The sequence below is a fragment of the Bacteroides muris (ex Afrizal et al. 2022) genome (assembly GCF_004793475.1).
Classification (GTDB): domain Bacteria; phylum Bacteroidota; class Bacteroidia; order Bacteroidales; family Bacteroidaceae; genus Bacteroides; species Bacteroides muris.
Map to the genome: position 1 here is coordinate 1 of NZ_SRYZ01000001.1, position 20397 is coordinate 20397.

17 protein-coding genes are annotated in these 20397 nt (G+C 47.9%); 2 read left to right on the forward strand and 15 right to left on the reverse strand.

Annotated elements, in window-relative coordinates:
- Positions 1-86 precede the first annotated feature (86 nt).
- Positions 87-473, reverse strand: a complete 387-nt coding sequence (locus tag E5355_RS00005) for a hypothetical protein (protein WP_136008635.1) — start codon at positions 471-473, stop codon at positions 87-89.
- Between the two features lie 90 nt (positions 474-563).
- Positions 564-1268 (reverse strand): SprT family zinc-dependent metalloprotease, encoded by a 705-nt coding sequence (locus E5355_RS00010; RefSeq protein ID WP_136008636.1) that lies wholly within the window; start codon positions 1266-1268, stop codon positions 564-566.
- A gap of 282 nt (positions 1269-1550) precedes the next feature.
- Between E5355_RS00010 and E5355_RS00015 the strand changes: the two genes are divergently transcribed.
- Positions 1551-2411 carry a head GIN domain-containing protein gene (locus E5355_RS00015; protein WP_136008637.1) on the forward strand — a complete coding sequence of 287 codons (861 nt, stop codon included), beginning with the start codon at positions 1551-1553 and terminating at the stop codon, positions 2409-2411.
- Positions 2412-2733: 322 nt separating this feature from the next.
- Here E5355_RS00015 and E5355_RS00020 read toward each other — a convergent pair whose 3' ends face one another.
- The 6 genes from E5355_RS00020 to E5355_RS00045 all read right to left on the reverse strand — a co-directional run bounded on the left by E5355_RS00020 (position 2734) and on the right by E5355_RS00045 (position 7767).
- A complete protein-coding gene (locus tag E5355_RS00020; protein WP_136008638.1) occupies positions 2734-3216 on the reverse strand; it encodes a hypothetical protein in 483 nt (160 codons plus the stop codon).
- Entirely contained in the window at positions 3206-3715 is a 510-nt protein-coding gene (locus E5355_RS00025; RefSeq protein WP_136008639.1) for an RNA polymerase sigma factor, read from the reverse strand. The genes E5355_RS00020 and E5355_RS00025 overlap by 11 nt, the downstream gene beginning before the upstream one ends.
- A gap of 60 nt (positions 3716-3775) precedes the next feature.
- A complete protein-coding gene (gene argB, locus E5355_RS00030; RefSeq protein ID WP_136008640.1) occupies positions 3776-4546 on the reverse strand; it encodes an acetylglutamate kinase in 771 nt (256 codons plus the stop codon).
- A gap of 1 nt (position 4547) precedes the next feature.
- Positions 4548-6440 (reverse strand): biosynthetic arginine decarboxylase, encoded by a 1893-nt coding sequence (gene speA / locus E5355_RS00035; protein ID WP_136008641.1) that lies wholly within the window; start codon positions 6438-6440, stop codon positions 4548-4550.
- A 134-nt stretch (positions 6441-6574) separates the two neighbouring features.
- Entirely contained in the window at positions 6575-7102 is a 528-nt protein-coding gene (locus E5355_RS00040) for a shikimate kinase (RefSeq protein WP_136008642.1), read from the reverse strand.
- Between the two features lie 62 nt (positions 7103-7164).
- Positions 7165-7767: a nitroreductase family protein gene (locus tag E5355_RS00045; RefSeq protein WP_136008643.1), complete on the reverse strand. Its 603-nt coding sequence runs from the start codon at positions 7765-7767 to the stop codon at positions 7165-7167.
- A gap of 110 nt (positions 7768-7877) precedes the next feature.
- Here E5355_RS00045 and E5355_RS00050 point away from each other — a divergent pair, with 110 nt between their 5' ends.
- Positions 7878-8513, forward strand: coding sequence for a viroplasmin family protein (locus E5355_RS00050; protein ID WP_136008644.1), 636 nt, complete (start codon positions 7878-7880; stop codon positions 8511-8513).
- A 370-nt stretch (positions 8514-8883) separates the two neighbouring features.
- Here E5355_RS00050 and E5355_RS00060 read toward each other — a convergent pair whose 3' ends face one another.
- The 7 genes from E5355_RS00060 to E5355_RS00090 all read right to left on the reverse strand — a co-directional run bounded on the left by E5355_RS00060 (position 8884) and on the right by E5355_RS00090 (position 20365).
- Positions 8884-9741 (reverse strand): sugar phosphate isomerase/epimerase family protein, encoded by an 858-nt coding sequence (locus E5355_RS00060; protein WP_246866860.1) that lies wholly within the window; start codon positions 9739-9741, stop codon positions 8884-8886.
- Between the two features lie 66 nt (positions 9742-9807).
- A complete protein-coding gene (locus E5355_RS00065) occupies positions 9808-10689 on the reverse strand; it encodes a 3-keto-disaccharide hydrolase (RefSeq protein ID WP_136008647.1) in 882 nt (293 codons plus the stop codon).
- A 72-nt stretch (positions 10690-10761) separates the two neighbouring features.
- The gene (locus E5355_RS00070) at positions 10762-12249 is read right to left on the reverse strand and encodes a Gfo/Idh/MocA family protein (protein WP_136008648.1); all 1488 of its coding nucleotides are present in this window, start codon (positions 12247-12249) and stop codon (positions 10762-10764) included.
- A 63-nt stretch (positions 12250-12312) separates the two neighbouring features.
- Positions 12313-13392, reverse strand: a complete 1080-nt coding sequence (locus E5355_RS00075; RefSeq protein WP_136008649.1) for a Gfo/Idh/MocA family protein — start codon at positions 13390-13392, stop codon at positions 12313-12315.
- A 777-nt stretch (positions 13393-14169) separates the two neighbouring features.
- The gene (locus tag E5355_RS00080) at positions 14170-15366 is read right to left on the reverse strand and encodes an FN3 domain-containing metallophosphoesterase family protein (protein WP_136008650.1); all 1197 of its coding nucleotides are present in this window, start codon (positions 15364-15366) and stop codon (positions 14170-14172) included.
- A 7-nt stretch (positions 15367-15373) separates the two neighbouring features.
- Positions 15374-17044 carry a RagB/SusD family nutrient uptake outer membrane protein gene (locus tag E5355_RS00085; protein ID WP_136008651.1) on the reverse strand — a complete coding sequence of 557 codons (1671 nt, stop codon included), beginning with the start codon at positions 17042-17044 and terminating at the stop codon, positions 15374-15376.
- 12 nt (positions 17045-17056) lie between these two features.
- A complete protein-coding gene (locus tag E5355_RS00090) occupies positions 17057-20365 on the reverse strand; it encodes a SusC/RagA family TonB-linked outer membrane protein (protein WP_168354249.1) in 3309 nt (1102 codons plus the stop codon).
- Positions 20366-20397: the final 32 nt, after the last annotated feature.

Sequence of the window (20397 nt, forward strand, 5' to 3'; positions counted from 1 at the left end):
GATAATGAAAATCAGCCACTTGGCCTATTTTATTATACTAAATATTATTTACTAACTCATTTGTTTTCAACGGATTAACTGTAATTTTAACGAAGTATTATTATACTATACAGTTCCATAAAATCCTCTGTTACCAAGTAATATTCGTCAAGCCCCTCACAGTCGCCGATAAATATATGTATATCAGACATTCTTGCTTTATAAACGATAAAATCCCTGTTCCAATAATCAATAAAAAAATAGAAAACGATATTTTTGTCAATTATATCCAATAGATGAAAATAAGGATCTTCCATGTTACAATCTATACTATATGGCACATATTTAAATTTCAGCCATAATGCACGAGGATTTCCAATTACAAATGTGTCATATAACCGTTGTATTAAAATCTCTTTATCGACATCTCCTATTTCCTGAAATGGAAGATGGTTATCTTTGATTGTTCGTTCTATTTCTTTATAATCAAACATGACATTTTGCTTCTGTTAATAATCTCGCATTATCCATACCGGTATTAACTTTCTGAGATACCTTTCAAACGTGATAGAAGAGGCAGACCGCTATATCTCCGTTTTGTATTTCCGGAGTTCTGTTCTCAATGCTTGTGCCTTTCCACCGGTCATCCGGTCGAGCAAATCCCAGAAGCGCTCCCCATGATTCATCTCGCGGGTATGTGCCAGCTCGTGCAGTAGCACGTAGTCTATAAGATGCTTGGGAAGAAGCACCAGATAATAGGAAAGATTGATATTACCTTGTGCCGAACAGCTTCCCCAACGCCCGCTACTGGAATTGATTTTCACACTTTTATAAGGCAGATTGTGCTGCATGGAGAGCATATACAGACGGGGAGGAAGGATAATCTTTGCATTCCGGCGCAGAGCCTCTTCAATTACCTTGTGCAGCCAAGCCTGCAGATTCTCATCCGAGAAATCGGCATCAGGAGGACAGATTATCTGCATTTCTCCCAATTCCGAACGGGACAGGAACCGTTCCCGTTGTCCGCTGACCAACGTCAGTTTAAAAAACTCCGTATCAATGCGGTAATCCAAATCAATCAGCTTTCTGACCAGCTTCTGTCTGGCATCCTTCAGACGCGGACGAAGCTGCTCGATGGCACTCTCTACCTCGGCAAGAGAAGTCCGAGGAGGCACAGTCACGTAAATTCCGTCCTCCTTTGTACGGAAAGTGAGACGCCGTGCCCGGACATTGACCCGGACAAACAAAGACCCAAGCTCTTTATCTTCTATAATACGGTTTACTGTCATAAATCAAAGCCTCTCCCATAGAGGGGGACAGGGAAGAGACTTTGCAAATGAACAAAGAATCGTCCGAAAAAGCAAGCAAACACTTGACAAAAGCGGACGGGATGTCCGATAATGAACACTGTGTAAAAGCAGTTATTCTTTAGTTATCAAAGATTTAGATTTATGGCACAATAATTGATTAAGGTATAACAACCGAACGTCCTTTAAAAAAAGCATTTCTACATGCAACTTTTTCAAGGCAGTTCACGTCTAACTAATAAATATTGAATCGCAAAAAAGAATATGAAAACTCTAACAACATTTATCGCAATCGCCTTATTGGCATTCTGTACAACCGCTTGTTCACAACAACACACATACCGTTCCGGAAGCTTCGGCAGCAAAACGGTCAAGGCAAGCAAGAATTATGTAACCAAAGACATAAAAGTGGACAACTTCACCAAACTGAGTGTAGCCGGCAGTCCCGACGTGACCTACACGCAAAAGTCCGGAAAACCGACAGTGGAAGTATACACCTCGGACAACATTGTAGATTTGCTGGATATCCGTGTCAAGGACAATACCCTCTACGTCGGCTTCAAAAAGAATGTCAACGTATCATACGACAAACTGAAAGTCCGTGTCTCCGCAGAAAAGCTGAACGGTATTGCCGTGGCAGGTTCAGGAGACGTGGAATTGAAAAACGGGCTAAAAACGGACGACCTTAAAATCTCCGTGGCAGGTTCGGGAGACATCAGCGGAAACAATATCTCTTGTACAGACCTCAGTATTTCCATCGCAGGCTCGGGAGACATCAACAGCAGCAACATCACTTGCAATGACCTCCAAGTATCCGTTGCAGGCTCCGGTGACATGAAGTTGAACAACGTAACGGCCCACTCCACCAAAGCATCTATTGCAGGTTCGGGTACCGCTATCCTAAGCGGTAGCACCCAAGAAGCAGAATACAGTGTGGCAGGTTCGGGTGATTTGTTTGCTTCCGATTTTGTTGCCAAAAAGGCATCTGCCAGTGTTGCCGGTTCAGGCGACATCAAATGCCATGCCACAGATTTCCTGAAAGTACGCACCAGCGGAAGCGGCAGTGTGGGCTACAAGGGTAATCCGGAACTGGACTATCCGAAAAAAGGACTGTATAAGCTCTAACATTGGAAAAGATAGAATGATTGTAAGCCTAAACTAAATTCTCTCTCAAATAATTACCTACAAAGATGACGAAGGACTCTTGCGAGGAAGTCCTTCGTTCTTTTATTGGAGCAAGACGTCCTTCCACCCAACCTTCAACCACATCGAACATATAAAAACAATAAAGGGACGCTGCATCACGCGGCGTCCCTTCTATGTTAGTTAGTTTTTATAAGATTTTGAGAGAATTGAAACTTCACAGCCTCAAGTTGTTTTAATAAAGTACACTAACTATTATGTTTAAAGCAAATGAAAATGTTATTTTAAAAGCAAATGAAAATATCTATTCCTCGATTTCCTGTTCCTCTTCCACCCGATGCAAGCTGTCCATCACTTGCTTCTCATGAGACACGGACACATCTCCCGAGAGAGCTACCGACGGTGCGGAAATCTGTTTACCGATAGTATCGGCTGCGGCCACCTCCTCTACATCCGAGAAAAATGAATGTTGCATCACATTCCCCATAGAAAGGACCACTGCCACTACTGCAGCGGCTTTGAACAACGGCATGAAACGTGCGGTCAATGTCAGGCGCTTTGCCTTGACCACCGGAACTTCCACTTCGGCAAGCACCCGGACATCAAAATCCTCACCCAAATGCACTTCCTGCTGAAGCTGCTGATATACGAACAAGTCCTTGTAGCGAAGCAAGTGTCCGGGAACATCGTTACCGCTAAAGAAAGCACGCAGGCATGCTTCCTCTTCCAAAGAAGTTTCGCACTGCCAGTAGCGTTCCAAGAGTTGTTCTATATATTTAGAGTCCATAACCTTCTATATCAATAAACGTTTGTTTCACTTTTTGCCGCGCCCTGAAGAGGTTCACTTTTACCTGCTCCTCGGTCAAGCTCAGAACCGCTGCAATTTCTTTATAGCTCTTACCTTCAATATCCCTAAGCTGCATAATCAGCCGCTGTTTTTCGGGAAGTTTGTTCATCAGCCGATGTATCAGCGTCATCCGTTCCTTGTTCACCAGCTTTTCGTAAGGACTCGATGCATCGGAAGCCTGCTCCATTTCGGGTGTCAACTCCAAGGTACGGGAGTCTTTTCGCTCGCTACGGTCTATCGCCAGATTTCTTGCCACTGTCAAGCAATAGGCTTCGATAGAACCGAACTGCGACCACTCGTCACGCTTGTTCCAGGCTCTTATCAGCGTTTCCTGCACAACGTCCTCCGCCTCTGCCCTATCGAACGTAATTCTCAAGGCTAACCGAAAGAGCTTGTCCTTCAGCGGAAGAATGTCATTGCGAAAGCTGAGTTCTTGCATCTCTAAGAAATTGACGGTTAAGTATTCAGAAAGTTACAGCCTACTGCCACTTTTTTTAAATTATTTCCGGATACGGGTTCCACTATTCCCGTTGATGGCTGATGCCAAAGTGATTACGACTTCAGCCACACCGGCATTCAATGCCTCGAAAGAGTTCTCCAATTTCGGAATCATACCACCTTGAATCACCCCATCCGCCACATATTGCTTGAATTCCTCCGGCGTTATCTGTGAAATCACGCTATCATCGTCGTTCTCGTCACGCAGTACCCCCTTCTTCTCAAAACAAAATACCAAAGTAACGTCGAACAAGCCCGCCAAAGCCTTGGCAGTCTCTCCGGCAATGGTGTCGGCATTCGTATTCAGCATGTGCCCCTCTCCATCGTGCGTCAACGGAGCCATTACGGGAACCACACCTTTATGAATGAGGTCTGCCAGGAAAGCGGCATTCACCTGCCTCACATCGCCTACAAACCCATAATCCACCTCCTTTACGGGACGTTTTACGGAACGAATCACATCCATATCAGCCCCCGTCAGACCCAGTGCATTGACACCGCGCGCCTGCAGACCGGCAACGATATTCTTATTCACCAATCCGCCATACACCATTGTCACCACTTTCAGCGTTTCGGCATCAGTGATGCGGCGGCCATTTATCATTTTGCTTTCAATGTCCAGTCGGGCGGCAATCTTCGTAGCCGAGCGTCCGCCTCCGTGTACCAGCACCTTGTAGCCCTCAATGGCTGCAAAGTCATCCAACAACTTATAGAGGGTGGCTTCCTCTTCTACAATTTTGCCACCCACTTTGATTACAGTCAGTTTCTCCATTTTATTCCAAATAAGTATATCCGTACAGTCCGGAACGGTAATTAGACAAAAATTCCTTTCCTTCTTCCACAGAGATGCGCCCTTCCTTGACGGATTGCGTCACCCATGTTTCCAGCGTACGCACCAGTTTTTTAGGATTATATTGCACGTAGTCCAGCACCTCGGCCACCGTCTCGCCGTCAATCAGCTGATCGATGGTATAGCCTTTGGAATTGACGGACACGTGTACGGCATTCGTATCACCGAATAGATTGTGCATATCTCCCAAAATCTCCTGATAAGCCCCTACCAGGAAAACCGCCAGATAGTAGTGCTCCTTGTCACGCAACGAATGCAATGGTAAGGTGGTCGTATCGGCACGCGAACTGACAAAATTGGCAATCTTACCGTCCGAGTCGCAAGTCATGTCCTGCAAGGTAGCCTCGCGGTCGGGTCTTTCGTCCAGCCGTTGTATGGGCATGATGGGGAACATCTGATCGATGGCCCAGGAGTCGGGCAACGACTGGAACAATGAAAAATTACAGAAATACTTGTCAGCAAGTAGCTTGCTCAACTTGCGGAATTCCTCGGGGCAGTGCTTCATGCCGCTGGCAATGGAGTTGATTTCGCGGCAGATACTCCAATAGAGTTTCTCTATCTGTGCACGCGTATTCAAGTCGACGATACCATGGCTGAAAAGGTCGAGTGCCTCTTCGCGTATCTGCTGCGCATCGTGCCAAGGTTCCAGCATGCTACGCTGGCTCAGGTTGTCCCATATATCATACAGTTCCTTCACCAGTTCGTGAGCATCCTCTCCCGGTTCCCAATCGTCGTCCATTTCGGGCAGGGAAGCCGTTTCCAGCACTTCAAAGATAAGCACAGAGTGATGGGCAGTCAAGCTACGTCCCGTCTCAGTAATGATATTGGGATGAGGAAAACCGTGTTTGTCGGCAGCGTCGACGAAGGTCGACACCACATCGTTGACATATTCCTGAATAGAATAGTTAACGGAGCTTTCGCTGCTTGAAGAACGTGTACCGTCATAATCAACCCCCATGCCACCACCGGTATCCACGAATTCAATGTTGAAGCCCATCTTGTTCAGTTGCACAAAGAACTGCGAAGCTTCACGCAAAGCATTCTTGATACGACGTATCTTGGTTATCTGACTGCCGATATGGAAATGTATCAGCTTCAGACAGTCCTTCATATCTTTCTTCTCCAAGAAGTCCAGCGCTTCGAGCAGTTCACTGGATGTCAGTCCGAACTTGCTGGCATCTCCTCCGCTTTCTTCCCATTTGCCACTTCCGCTGGAAGCCAATTTAATGCGAATACCTATATTGGGTCTCACCTTCAATTGCTTCGCCATCTTGGCAATAAGATTCAGCTCATTAAGTTTCTCTACGACAAGAAAGATGCGTTTGCCCATTTTCTGTGCCAACAGTGCCAGTTCAATGAAGCTCTCGTCCTTATATCCGTTACAAACCACGAGGGAACCCGGGTCTGTATTGACCCCTATCACAGCATGCAACTCCGGTTTTGAACCCGCTTCCAGACCCAGATTGAACTTCTTCCCATGGTTAATCATCTCTTCCACCACGGGACGCATCTGATTCACTTTAATGGGGTAGATGATAAAGTTCTCTCCTTTATATCCGTACTCGTCAGCCGCCTGCCTGAAGCAGCAGGATACCTTCTCGATGCGGTTGTCCAGAATATCGGGAAAACGCACCAAGACCGGAGCCGCCACATCACGCAACTGCAACTCGTCCACCAACTCTTTTAAATCGACGGCAACTCCATCCTTACGCGGTGTCACCACAACATGACCTCTGTCATTGATACCAAAGTACGAAGTGCCCCAACCAGTTACGTTGTACAGCTCTTCTGAATCTTCAATACGCCATTTTCTCATCAGTACATTTACTATTAGACTATTTACAATTTACTATTTTCCCACAGTAGTGTGTCTTATAAGGGGGGGACAAAAATACACATAAATCTAATATATCCAGCTCTTCGGACTGAAGAATACACACTTACAAGGAATTAAAGTCCTAAAAGTTGGCGTAACCGTTGCACAGATTCGTCAATCTGGCCGCGGCTCTCCAGATAACCGGCATCAAAGCGATAACGGGCCTGCGAGTAGAAAGGCGCACGCTTATCCAACGCCTCCACAATAAAGGTGCGCAAATCCTCGTCCGTCTTGCTTTGCAGGATGGGGCGTTGCAGCTTCGCCACCCGAAGCCGGCGGAATAGAATATCGGGATGCACATCCAGGAACACAGTCTGTCCGCAACCGTTCATGTACTCCATATTGTCAAAAAAGCAAGGAGTACCACCGCCAGTAGAGACCACGACATCCTCAAATTCCCCTACCTCATGCAGCATGTTTCGCTCCAATTCACGAAAAGAAGCTTCTCCCCGCTCGGTGAACAATTCACGGATTGATTTGTGAAAACGTTCTTCAATATACCAGTCCAAGTCGATGAACGGCACACTTATTTCGCAGGCAAAAGCCTTTCCTAAAGTAGTTTTACCAGCTCCCATATAGCCAGTCAAGAAAATACGTATCATATCCGCTACGAATTACAGGTTTCCCGCAAAGGTAGCAATTCCAAGCTGAAAACGCCTCTGTATCAGAGGAAAATTTTGATACGATTGCTTAAATCTTCGAATTCCTTTTCTTCCGGTTCACCGGTGGGTGTGCCGAAGGGCATCTGTGCAATCAGCATCCAGTCGCCGGGCAGGTTCCAGATGCGGCGTACCTCGTCGTCAATCAAAGGATTGTAGTGTTGCAGGGAGGCCCCCAACCCCATGTCTTCCAGCATAGTCCAGATGGCAAACTGATGCATGGCTGAGGTATGCTGTGACCAAGTAGGGAAATTATCTTTATAGGAAGGAAACGCTTCCTGCAACTTCTTGACGACAGAAGTATCCTCAAAGTAGAGGACAGTACCGTGTCCGCCGGCAAAACAGCCATCAATCTTAACTTCCGTCTTGGCAAAGGCCTCGGCGGAGATACGCGCTTTCAAGGTTTCCTTCACGATGCTCCACAATTTCTTATGTTCGTCGCCCAGCAGCAATACAATTCTCGTAGACTGTGAATTGAAAGCTGAAGGCACATTCTTTACGGCTTCACGAATAACGTGTACTACTTCTTCATCCAGCACCGGCGAATCACTGCCGATAGAGTAATAACTACGGCGATGCGCCATGGCTTCTGCAAATGTTCTCTTCATTTTTGTACTTTCTTTTAAATTTTCATTTATTCATTTTCTATCCGCCATACAAAGAAACAAATGAAAGAGGGAAGTGGTTCGGATTTTCTTTTTTACCTTTGTCCGCAGTTATGAAGAAAAGAAAATACTACGTCGTATGGGCGGGAGTCAACCCGGGCATCTACACCTCTTGGACGGACTGCCAACTGCAGACCAAAGGCTACCAAGGAGCGAAATACAAATCGTTCGAAACACGTGAAGAAGCAGAAAAAGCCTTTGCCTCTTCGCCGTACGCGTACATCAAGCGCTCGGCTCCCTCTCCTGCCAAGACTACTCCCGGCGCCGACGCTCCCCTTCCCGCCGCCGTCGCAGAAAACAGCCTTGCTGTAGATGCTGCCTGCAGCGGAAATCCCGGTGCCATGGAGTACCGGGGAGTACACGTCGCCAGCCGTCAGGAAATCTTTCACTTCGGGCCGATGTACGGTACCAATAATATCGGAGAATTTCTGGCCATTGTTCACGGATTGGCCTTGCTGAAGCAAAAAGGCTTCGACATGCCCATCTACAGCGACAGCGTGAACGCCATCAACTGGATAAAACAGAAAAAATGCAAGACCAAACTGCCACGCGACGCCAAGACCGAAGAGCTCTTCCGCCTGATAGAACGTGCGGAGAAGTGGTTGCGCGAAAATACCTATACCACCCGCATCCTGAAATGGGAGACGAATCAATGGGGGGAGATACCCGCTGATTTCGGACGGAAATAATTTATCCACTAAGGTTCATTTTACTATAAATGAGTCTAAAATATCATCGATTCTTTTTCGCATCTCCGAATGCACTCTCTATATATCTTCTGATATAAAAATCATCACTTTATGCACAATATCACCACTTTATTGTAGCAAGTAGAAACGAGGTAGGCAATGAAACATCCTGCACCCTAAAATCGGGTGTGATGTAGAGTAAACCTCTCCACAAAAAGGAGATGTGTCAAAACACCAAAAATATGAAAATCACCCCTGTCACAGATATCTGTAGCAAGGGTGATTTTGTTAAAAGGAGGGTTTTGACACACCCTCCTGCTAGAGACAGCTATCAGCTTTCAGCTTATCAACAAGCCTCAGCCATAGCGTCTTATTTACTATACGATGCCTTCACGAAAGGAGCCTCAAGTAAGTAGTCAAGACTCTGCTTCACACTCTCTTCTACGGAGCAACTGTATTTCTCTATCTCAGCTACGATGTGGCGCACACCGGCAGTATCCGTATTCTTGAAGATAGCATCATAACCTACCATACCACTCTGTCCTATCTCGCGGTGATCCTTGATATGGAGCATGGTGAAACGTCCGGGATACTTGTTGAAGTAATCCACCGGGCTGTTCTGGCCGCGCACTACCCAGTAAACGTCCATCTGGAAGAATACATATTCGGGGTTGGTGTGTTGCAGCATGTAGTCCAGCATCAGTTCCTTGTCCTCCACTTTCTGGAATTCATGGGCATGATTGTGATAGCCATATTTCAGACCGGCAGCCAGGCAGCGCTTGCCCACTTCATTGTAATAGTCGCAGTAGGTCTGCAAGTCTTTCAATGTCTTGGGAACGTTCATCCACGGAGTCACGATATACTCCATACCGGCCTCCTTATGGGCAGCAATGCACTGGTCCCACCATTTCAAGGCTTCCGTAAAGTCGCCTGAAACCAGTTCCTCGTCCGACAACCCGCGGGTAGTGTGTGAAGAAAGCACGGTCATACCGCTCTTTTCCACCATCTGCTTGAACTCTTGGGGAGTCTTGCCGTAGAACTTACCGTCATTGTAGTTGGCGGCCTCCACACTGGTATAGCCCATATCAGCCAGGTCCTTCAGAATCCGGTCGAGGTTACTACCGTCCTTCACCAAGTCTCTTACAGAGTAGAGCTGTATGGCTACTTCCTTTTTCGTCGTTTCCGGCATTGTTTCCGTGCTGTGGGTGCTACAGCTTGTAGTCATCATGGACAAGCACAGTGCTGGCAAAATCATCATCTGTTTGATTCTCATAATACTATCTTTAAAAAAGGATTAGTCGAGAACCTTTACACGGATGTTGCGGAACCATACGTCATCACCATGATCTTGCAATCCGATGAAACCTTCGTGATTCTCACCACCGCAATTGTTCAGCAATTCGAAGGCCAAGGGCCACTTCTTTTCGCTGAATTTGCTAGCCTGCAACATATCAGTCCATTGTTTAGTCCACAAGTGATATTCCACTACATTCTCATCGTTCTGACCATGAACCACAGTACCTTTATATACCATGATTTTGGCTTTGTTCCATTCACCGAAAGGATTTGCATTCTGCGGAACAGCAGGAATCATATCATAAAGAGAAGCCGATTGGCGGTTGTTGTCCTTGCCCAATTTGGCATCAGGATGGTTGGCATTGTCCAGTACCTGATATTCGGGAGCAGAGATATAGATGGGTTCCAATACTTCGTTGCCGTCATTATCCTTGGAAGTAATCTCCTGAGCCAAATAGAAGATACCGGAGTTACCACCTTTGGAAACCTTCCATTCCAGTTCCAACTCAAAATTTTTGAACTTGTGAGCAAAAATCAAGTCGCCCCCCTCACCTGTCTGGCCTTCACCTGTACCACTTCCGCAGAACTTGATGCAGCCGTCCTCAATAATCCAACGGGAAGGCACCTTATCCTTACCGTAACCGCGCCATCCGTTGAAGCTTGTTCCGTCAAAGATAGTGATGTAACCATCTGCGTCTACCGGCAAATCCAGGGTTTCGGTTTCGTCGGCTTTCAGAGACTTGGAGTAGGACACTGTAGTAGTAGTAGTAGTAGTAGCTACGACTTCTTCCGTAGCGTTCGATTTCTTTGCACTGCCACCGCAAGAGGCAAGCATGCCTCCAATAAGGCAACAAGCCAAAGGATAATATATTTTCTTCATAATCTGAAAAATTAAATGATTAGTATTCGTTTATGAGCATCAGAAACCTAGTTCCGATGCTCTTTTTAATGTTTATCTGGGCATATCGGGCAACTTCCAGCCTTCGCGGTAGTTGTGCTTGATGAGCTCTTCTGCAAAAGCTTTGGCATTTACCGGATCTGTCCAAGTCTTGTCGAAGCTCGGATGGCCGTTGTGTATCTTAAAGCCGTCCTTGATGACCGTACGAAGTGTTTCATCATCACCGATATTAGTGAAGCGCATATTGGCACCGTCCCATTCCAATGTCTTGTTCAAACCTTGCAGACGAACAGCCAATACACCCATTGCCACCATTTCGTTCATCGGTCCTGCTTCAGAGAAGTCTGACTTAGGCATTACGCGGCTGGAAGGACTTTCCTTGCAAGCACGTACCCAGTCCATCTCATGACCGCCACTCATAGCCTTCGGCACACGGCGGCAAACCTTCGGTGCATTGGGCACACGGCCGGAGAGCAGCCACGGGTTCTGTCCGTAGCAACCGCAAATCAGCGTGTCCTTCGTTCCGTGGAAAATGGTCAGACCGCCACCGCTCTGCATCAGTTGCTTTCCTTCGGGGAAGCCTTTCGGACGTTCGGGCATCATGCCACCGTCGTACCAGTGTACTTCCACCTCAGGCATAGCTACCTTCGGCATATTCTCACGAGCAGGGAAAGTCAGCTTCACGTGCTGTGCTTGCGGAGCGCAGGCATTGAGCAATAATGTAGACGAACCTTCCACTTTAGTAGGATACAGCAACTTCAAAGCTCTGAACGGCTGGTGCAGGATATGACAAGCCATATCACCCAAAGCACCCGTACCATAATCCCACCATCCGCGCCAGTTCCAAGGATGATAAATCTCGTTATATGGATTCATCTTGGCCGGACCGGTAAATAAATCCCAGTTCAGGGTTTTGGGAATGCGATCTTCCTTTTCAGGAACATTCAATCCTTGCGGCCAGATGGGACGGTCAGTAGCACATTCCACTTTCGTCACGTCACCGATTTCACCGTTCCATATCCACTCGCATACCAAGTCGGTGCCTTCGTCCGAAGAACCTTGGTTACCCATCTGGGTAACTACCCCCGTAGAAGCGGCCAATCGGGTAAGCAGACGGGACTCATATACGGAATGCGTCAACGGTTTCTGGCAATATACATGTTTGCCCATCGTCATGGCATCAGCTGTGATGATGGCATGCGTATGGTCGGCAGTAGCGATGATAACGGCATCGATGTCCTTGCCCATTTCATCGTACATCTTGCGATAGTCCCAATACTTCTTCGCATTGGGAAGCTCATCGAACACACCTTTCGCGTAACGCCAGTCTACATCACAAAGAGCCACGATGTTTTCCGTAGCTTTCACATGATTGATGTTTGTATGTCCCATACCGCCGATACCTACGGCAGCAATGTTCAAACGGTCACTGGGAGGTACGTGTCCGTGGCTCTTACCCAAAATGCTGCTCGGAGCAATGGTAAGTCCCGCCAAAGCTAAACCTCCGGTCTTAAGAAATTCTCTTCTTGTAAATTTCGACATGGTTCTTTAGATTTTAAAATCGGTTAATATTATGTGTTTTGAAAAACATTTTTTACTTCGGATTCACACAATGGTCTTCTTCGGACGAAGCAACCCGTAACCATCCTTCATGTGACGGCGACGCTCTCTGATTTCTTCCAGTGTCTGCAAATTGCCTATACCGGGCAGGTCGTGGCAGCGAGCATCGTCCAAAAATGTCCATCCGTACTGAGAGGCTACTGCCGAATCGCGCATCAGAGGCAACCCGGGATCACGCTTGCCGCTCTCGATGGAGTCGGCCATGAGGTTGCACAGTTTATCCAGATTCTTTCCACCGAAGGGTTTTTCCAGACGAAGAGTACGACTGACGCCATGAAGTTCTACGATAGCAGTACGGAAGTCGTGTGTCATGCGCACGATGCCTTTGGTACCGATTATATCCGTATAGGCATTGTGTGTCTGATTCTGAGAAAGTTGTCCATAGACAAATCCCTGTGTGACATCGAACACAATACCGTTCTCGAATGTGCCGTGGCACTGCACCCACCAAGGGTCTTTGTAATCCCACATGCGCATGCCTTGTGCGTGCCAACTTTTATATTCACTGCCGGCATACCAACGGGCAATATCTATGTAATGCATGCCGCAATCGTGATAAGCCGGGCCTTCGTACTCGTGTCCTTCACCCGGTGCTAATCCTGGAGTCATATGGCAGATACGCAGAATAGCCAGTTCACCAATCTCGCCTTCGGCAATGAATTGCTTCATAGCTTGGTGATACCAGGAATTGCGCAGGTAGAGGTTGACAGCGGCAATTTTGTCATACTTCTCGATTAGGTCCACAATTTCCCACTCTTTGTCGATGGTATCAGCAATGGGTTTTTCCGTAAGAATGTGTTTGCCACTATGAACGGCTTTCTCTATTTGTTCTTTCCTGGAATTTGCCAATGCAAAAAGACCAACAGCTTCTACACTCTGATCGTCAAAGATTTCTTGTTCATCGGATATGATTCTGGATGAAGGAGAAAGGTTTCTGGCCAATTCTCGAGAGGCAGGGTCAATATCGCAGATGTAAGCAATGTCCCACCGACCGCTCTTCTGCATCTCTTCCCAATACATCTGCCCCATTCTGCCAAACCCTATCAAACCAACTTTTATTTTCATGGATTATGATATTTTTATAATAAGATTTATCTCGTGCCTGATGATTGTGTTTTTGCAAAAGTAAGACAATTCTTTATAGAAAAGACGAATTTGTTTGTTAAAAAAGTGCAAAACATCTCGTCCTTTCTCCTCTGCACGAAGCGGCGAAGCAGCAAGAAGCCCCCCCTTTCCGAGGGTTTTCCGGCTGTATGTATTTCATTCCATCCATATACATGATATTGTCTCATTTTTATAAGAAGTCTGCAAGAAAAGGAACCAAGCGTACCCGGTTCCGTATCATCCCTATTTTCTTTTTACCTGTCTGGAAAACTTCTTCAACACCTGTTTGAAAAACTTTTCTAAATCTAATTTTCCTCTTAAAACATAATCATTCTTTAAAAAGCCTGTGCCGATTGAACGGCCGCAGCCCATATCTTATTTTTGTGTTGCTTGGGCAAAATTATGTTATTATAATAAGAAAAAACAGAGAGAGTAAACGTCATAAGTAGGTAAAAGTAGATTCAAAAAAAATAATCATATTGATATACAAACGATTATATTACACATAAAGGAGCTAAAAAGTAGATTTTAAAGAGGTATATAGGAGATGTTGCTGGTCGGTTTCGCTCATTGGGGCATTCGTTTTTGGGGATACCGATTTTTCAGATTGCAGATGAATCCCGGCTACATGAACAGAATCCCGGCAAACGAATGCCAGGACTCTGTTTATAGCTGAAAGAAACGAACAAGATTCACTTGCGATATCCGGCATCCGCTCGGGTGCCGAAACGACTCTTCCTAGTGCCGTTCCAGCAGGATTTTGTCAACCAAAGTTCCTTGAGTGTCGCGTATTTCAAGCTGCAACCGGTCGCCGCTCGTCTGCCCGTCTATCACCGTATTGTGTGCATTGACCACCACCGGGAAACGCACCTGTGAGTCGGGGTTGCAGTGCAGGTAGCGGTGCAGGTGACCGCAAAGCATGGCATCAATGCCCGCTTCGTTGAGGATGGGCACGAATTTATCAAGTACTTCTTGCGGCCCGTGCCACAGACCCTTGACAGGTTGCGGGGGCATGTGTGCAATGACAATCCGGAACTTGGCATCGCGAAATTCGGGAGCGCGTACGGCTTCTTTCAGCCATTCGGCCTGTTCGTTACGGTAGTTGTCATAGTCAGTAATACCGCTGTACTCGATATCCGTGTCAGGCTTATCCTCACCGGTATCAAGCACGAGGAAGCATACGGGACCCTGGCGGAACATGTAATACAAATGAGACTCCTTGGGCGAGAAGTAGTGCTGAAAGGAGGTGGCAAACAGACCCCTTGTCTCGTGATTGCCACGTGCATAATACATGGGCACCTGCTTTGCAAACAGGTCGATGGAAACATCCATAAACCCAGAGAAGAGTTCTTCCTCACTTCGCAATTGAGTAAGCATATCACCGTTGAATATTACCATGTCTTTCTGCTGGCAGTGGACGGCATTCAGCAAAGCCGGAATATCAGCCGTGCGTCCATGAATGTCGTTGATGATGGCGAAAGAGGTTTCGGGCTTCGTGGCATCATGGGTGCGGAAGACGGGCGGCCTTGCGGTATATACATCAAGGGCGGCAGTCTTACCGTATATCACCTCCACTCCCTTGTGTTCCAGCACTTCGGTGGCATAGACACGATAGCGGTAGGCGGTGCCGGGCTCAAGCCCGGTCACCTTTACCACATGAAGCAACGAGGTGTTCTTCACACCGTTGGTCGTATCAAAATACTTGCGGCGTTCTTTATTGTAATAATTGCTGCCGTCGTCGGGGGCCAATTCCACCCATCCTACAGAGGGCTTGCTAGCCATCCACACAAAGGTAGCTTCGGTTTCTTTCACATTCTGCAAATAAGGTCCGTGATAAATGCGGATGCGGTCGGCCGCATGTCCGGCCATCGTCAGGCAGACAAAGCAGACGAGACTGAAAACAGTCTTTGTAAGGTCAGAGAAGAATCGTTTCATGTCGTTATCAATCATAGCCTTCGGTTTGTGTCAAGTTGGGGTTGGTGTTCAATTGTTCCTGATGGATGGGCAAATAGCGCTGATAAGGATAGAAAGAACGGTCTTCCAGTTTGCGTAACCGCTGGTTTTCCTCGGTGGGCAACTCGATGACTGCACGCATTGCCGGATCGGGATGGGAAGCATCTACGGTGCCTACCATACGGTAGAGCGGACTGTTGAGCAGTGTTTCGGCCAACATCTTGCCGTTTTCATCTTTCCATCTCACCAAGTCGGCACGTCGCAGACCCTCGCCTGCCAACTCTATGCAGCGCTCGCGACGCACGAGTTCACGCAGTTTGGCCTGGGTGGCGTAGCGGCTCCGGTCTACAGCAATGTGTCCACCACGCGTACGCAGTTCGTCAATGATATCAAATACTTCATCGGTGTTCTCACCTTTCTCTACATTGATTTCGGCAATGGTAAGCAGTACTTCGGCATAGCGAAAGAGGATGGGACAAAGTTCGTCATCGGAAAGCGAAGCAGAGTATTGCGAGATGGGCACGGTATATTTGGCCCAAATCATGCCTGTGTGTGTGGCGTTGTTGCCTGCATCCATATAATCGGAGTTTGCTTTTCCGTCAATGGTCTTATCCAATGTATTGTACACGCGCATCTGTCCGTTGGCTCCCAGCCAGTCACGTCCGGGATAGATGATAATTTGTGCCAGACGCGGGTCGCGGTGCGCAAAGGGGTGTATGGGATCGTAACCCGAACCCGGTTCACCGGGCATCAGACCGTTGTCCATTTCGAACATGTCTACCAGATTCTGCGTAGGCACCATGGAGGCCCAGCCGCCATCCTGGTTGCTGAAGAGGCGGATGGTATTACCGAAAGGTTCGGTAGTAGGGATGTGCTGCATGGAACAGATAATCTCTTTCGAATCTCTTCCGCGAAGGCTGAACAATTCTTGGTAGCTGAGGGTCTTTTCAATTTCATAAAGATGCAAGCCTTGGATGTCACGTGCAGCCGAGAGCGCGCGATCCAGATCGCCCCAGTAAAGTGCCGAACGCATCTTGATGGCAAGAGCCGTTCCGCGGGCAATGCGTCCGCGGGCTGCAGGCCGCTCGTCAAGTTCACGGATGGCTTGGTCCAGTTCGTCATAAACAAACTTCTTGACGGTTTCTTCCGAATCGCGCGGCAGTTTGGCTTCATCAGCCAGCTGGGGCAATCCCGTAATCAAGGGAACGCCTCCGTACCAGAAATTCATCTGAAAATAGCGCCAAGCACGGATAGTACGCACTTGCCCCACCAAGTTGTCCTTCGCCTTGGAATCAGTAAAAGGCACCTTATCAATATTGGCCATGAACGTGTTGCAACGTCGTATAATGGAGTAGTCATAATATTTCACTGTGCTAGAACGTGTAGCCGAACCGTTACCCACATACTTGTAACTGCTCGAACCTGTGAAGCTGTAGCAAATGTCGGACATGCAATCGGCAAAGAACACCTCCGAGGAGCCGGTAGCCGGGCTGACCCAATCTTCATAGCAAGCCACCGCAGCCTTTTGAGCGTCGCTTTCAGTTTTCCAGAATGTGGCCGGCGACAAGGCATCTTTGGGAGCAGTGTCAAAGAAATCGTCACACGAGGTCATCAGAACACCTGCCAGCAGAATGGGCAGGAGAAAGTTATTTGGTTTCATAAGCGTCTGTTGTTAAAAGGTTAAATTGATACCGAATGAATGAGTGGCCACTTGCGGATAGTGTGAACCGCGGCCTGAGGGCGATTCCGGGTCGATATTGACCGGCAGATTATCTATTTTGAACAGGTTCTCGGCCGAATAGTAGATACGTGCACGCGAAATGCCGAAACGCCCCAAAGATTGCGAAGGCAGGGTGTAGCCCAACTGGATATTTTTGAAACGCAGGTAGTTAGTCTTGAATATCCAGAACGAGGATACAGTATTGGGGTAGCTGGCTGTATAGTCAGGTTCTACGATACGGGGGAATGTGCCGTTCGGAGTTTCGGGCGACCAAGCATTGAACCAAGCCGTGGCCGGATGACTGGTATCGCCTCTGAAGGCTCCGAACACCTCTTCATTGAAATAGCGCGACACACCACAGGCACCTTGCAGCAAGACAGAAGCATCAAGGCTTTTCCATGAAGCGCTCAGGTTGAGGCCAAATGTAAACTTAGGCTGCTCGGAGCTGATGACATCGCGATCCTTGGAGGTAAGGCGTCCGTCACCGTCGACATCACGATAACGCACATCGCCTGCCTTGAACTTTTTCGACGAGCCGAACGGGTTGCCATATTTTTCGGTATAGGCATCGGCTTCCTCCTGGCTCTTAAACAGGCCGTCGGCCACATAGCCATAGAAAGCATGATAAGGCATGCCCACCCGGTTGATGTGATAGCCGTCTGATTCTATCTGCTCGTTGACCCCACCCAGATTCAATACCTCATTGTGGTTGACAGCGATGTTACCATTGGCACGGAAAGTCCAGTCGTTCCACTCTTTGTGATAACCCAAGGTCATTTCTACGCCCCGGTTGCGCATAGCACCCACGTTGTCCTTGTAGGCACTGAGGCCGAAGCTACCCGGTACCGGCACGTCCATGATGATACCCGTAGTCTTACGGTCATAATAGTCGAAGCTCAAATCGATGCAACCCAGCAGGCTCAAGTCGAAACCTATACCCCAGGTAGTCGATTTCTCCCACGAGATGGTTTCCAGTTTTTGATTTGTCTGTGCAATGCCCGACTCCAGCGAGCCACCGAAAGGATAATTTTTGCCCAACGAGTAGGTCACCAGCCATGGATAATAATCGTCAAGTGCGTCCTGGTTTCCTAATTGTCCCCATGAACCGCGTATTTTGAGCGATTGCAGCCAGTTGCGTGTGCCTTCCATGAAATTTTCTTCAGAAATGCGCCATCCGGCTGAGAGCGAGGGATAATATCCCCAGCGGTTATCGGGGCTGAAGCGTGAAGAGGCATCGGCACGGAAATTGGCCTCGAACAGGTACTTGCCGGCATAGTCGTAGTTGATACGCCCGAAGTAGGACATCATGGCCAGTTCACGTGTAAATCCTTCGTTAGTCTGTGTAGACGAGGTTCCGGCATTGATGTCGGTCAAGTCATTATTCGGAAAATCCCGACGCCCGGCTTTCAGTTCATCATAATTGTACTTTTCAATCTTGTAGCCTGCCAGCGCCTTGAGGTTGTGCTTGCCGAAGTTCTTGGCGTAATTCAACAGAAGATCCAGCGAAGGACGGTTCCACAGGTAATGACGCACTTTAAGCGAATTGAGTCCGTGATACTTGCTTTCATTGTACTGTATATCTTTCACAAAGTCGTTGGTCACCTGCACATTCGACACAAATGCACCCGTAGCCGTAAATTTCAGTTCCTTCAATATCTGGTAATCCAGCGAGAGGATGCCCGAAAAATTTTGTGTCTTGCGCGTCAGCACCTGGTCCAGATCGAGCCATGCCACAGGGTTTCCATCACCTATGGTGCCGTAAGAACCATCTTCATTCTTATAGGGAATCCAAGGAGCAATGAGGTTCAGTTGGCGTATGATTTGGTCGGAACCACCGCCCACATAGGAGTTTGTGGGGTCGTCATATCGGTTGTTGATGTAGGCCAAATTGGTGCGTACAGTAAACTTGTCCGACAGTTTCAGGTCGAGATTGGTGCGCAGATTGAACTGTCGGCGGTTGCTGTGTTGCATGATTCCCTCCTGTCCCAGATATCCGACCGAGGCCATGTATTGCGCGCTTTCGTTACCCCCCGAGATGTTCACATTATGCTGGTGCATGAATCCGCTTCCCTGATACCCGAGTTCGTTCCAGTCGGTGTCAGGATGCCCGTAAGGGTCACTTCCATTGCGGAAGAGTGCAATATCCTCGTCCGTAAAGCGTGGGCTCTTGCCACTGGCTTCGAGGGCACGGTTGTAATACGAGGCGGCGTCAGCGGCGTTCATGCGTTCCACATGCCCCGTAGCACGCTGCCATCCCACCGAACCGTTGTAGGACAGCACGGGACGTCCTGTCTTACCTCGCTTGGTGGTAATAAGGATAACACCATTGGCAGCCTTCGAACCGTAGATGGCAGCAGAGGCAGCGTCTTTCAGCACGGATATGGACTCAATGTCGTTGGGGTCCAGCTGATTCATGGATCCGCCTTCCACACCGTCAATCAGGATGTAGGGCGAAGCATTGTTCAGCGTTCCAGTACCTCGGATACGCATGGTGCTCGAGTCTTCGCCCGGCCGTCCCTGGCTGTTGGTAATGGTGAGTCCCGGAACCAATCCCTGTATGCCCGCTTTAACGGAAGTGATGGGACGTGCAGTCAGCTCCTTGTTCGAAACGGAAGCCACTGCTCCGGTAAGATTGACCTTTGCTTGCAAGCCGTAACCCACTACCACCACTTCATCCAACAACTGTTGGTCTTCTTTCAGTTTTACCGTCAATGCAGACTTGCCATTCACGGGCAAAGCGATAGTAGAATATCCTATATAGCTGAACTCCAGCACAGCGTCAGAAGAAACGGTGATGGCAAAGTTGCCATCATAGTCGGTGATGACTCCCTTTCCGCTTTCGCCCTTTACCAGGACATTGGCGCCTATGATTGGTTCGCCGTTGGCATCGGTCACTGTTCCGGTCACTTGGCGTTGGACGCTTGCCTGTGCGGAAGCAACTTGTTTGGGAGTGATTACAATGGACTTGGATGAAACGATAGTATAGGTCATATCCCGTCCCTTCAGTGCGATGTCGAGCACAGCAGGCACAGAAGCATTTTTCTTGCTAAGGGAGATATCTTTCCGGTTATCTATCACTACGTCCTGATAGGCAAAGCGATAAGTGGTTTGCTTTTCAATTACATCAAACACTTGCCGCAGGGAAGCGTTACGTACATCAATTGTTACTGTGTTCTCTTGTGCCATCAGCGGAAGACCGGCAAGGCAGAACAGGCAGAATGAGACGAATGCTACGAATCTTTTCTTTGCATGTTGGTTCATAATACTTTTTTCAGATTAAGTTTAAAAATGAA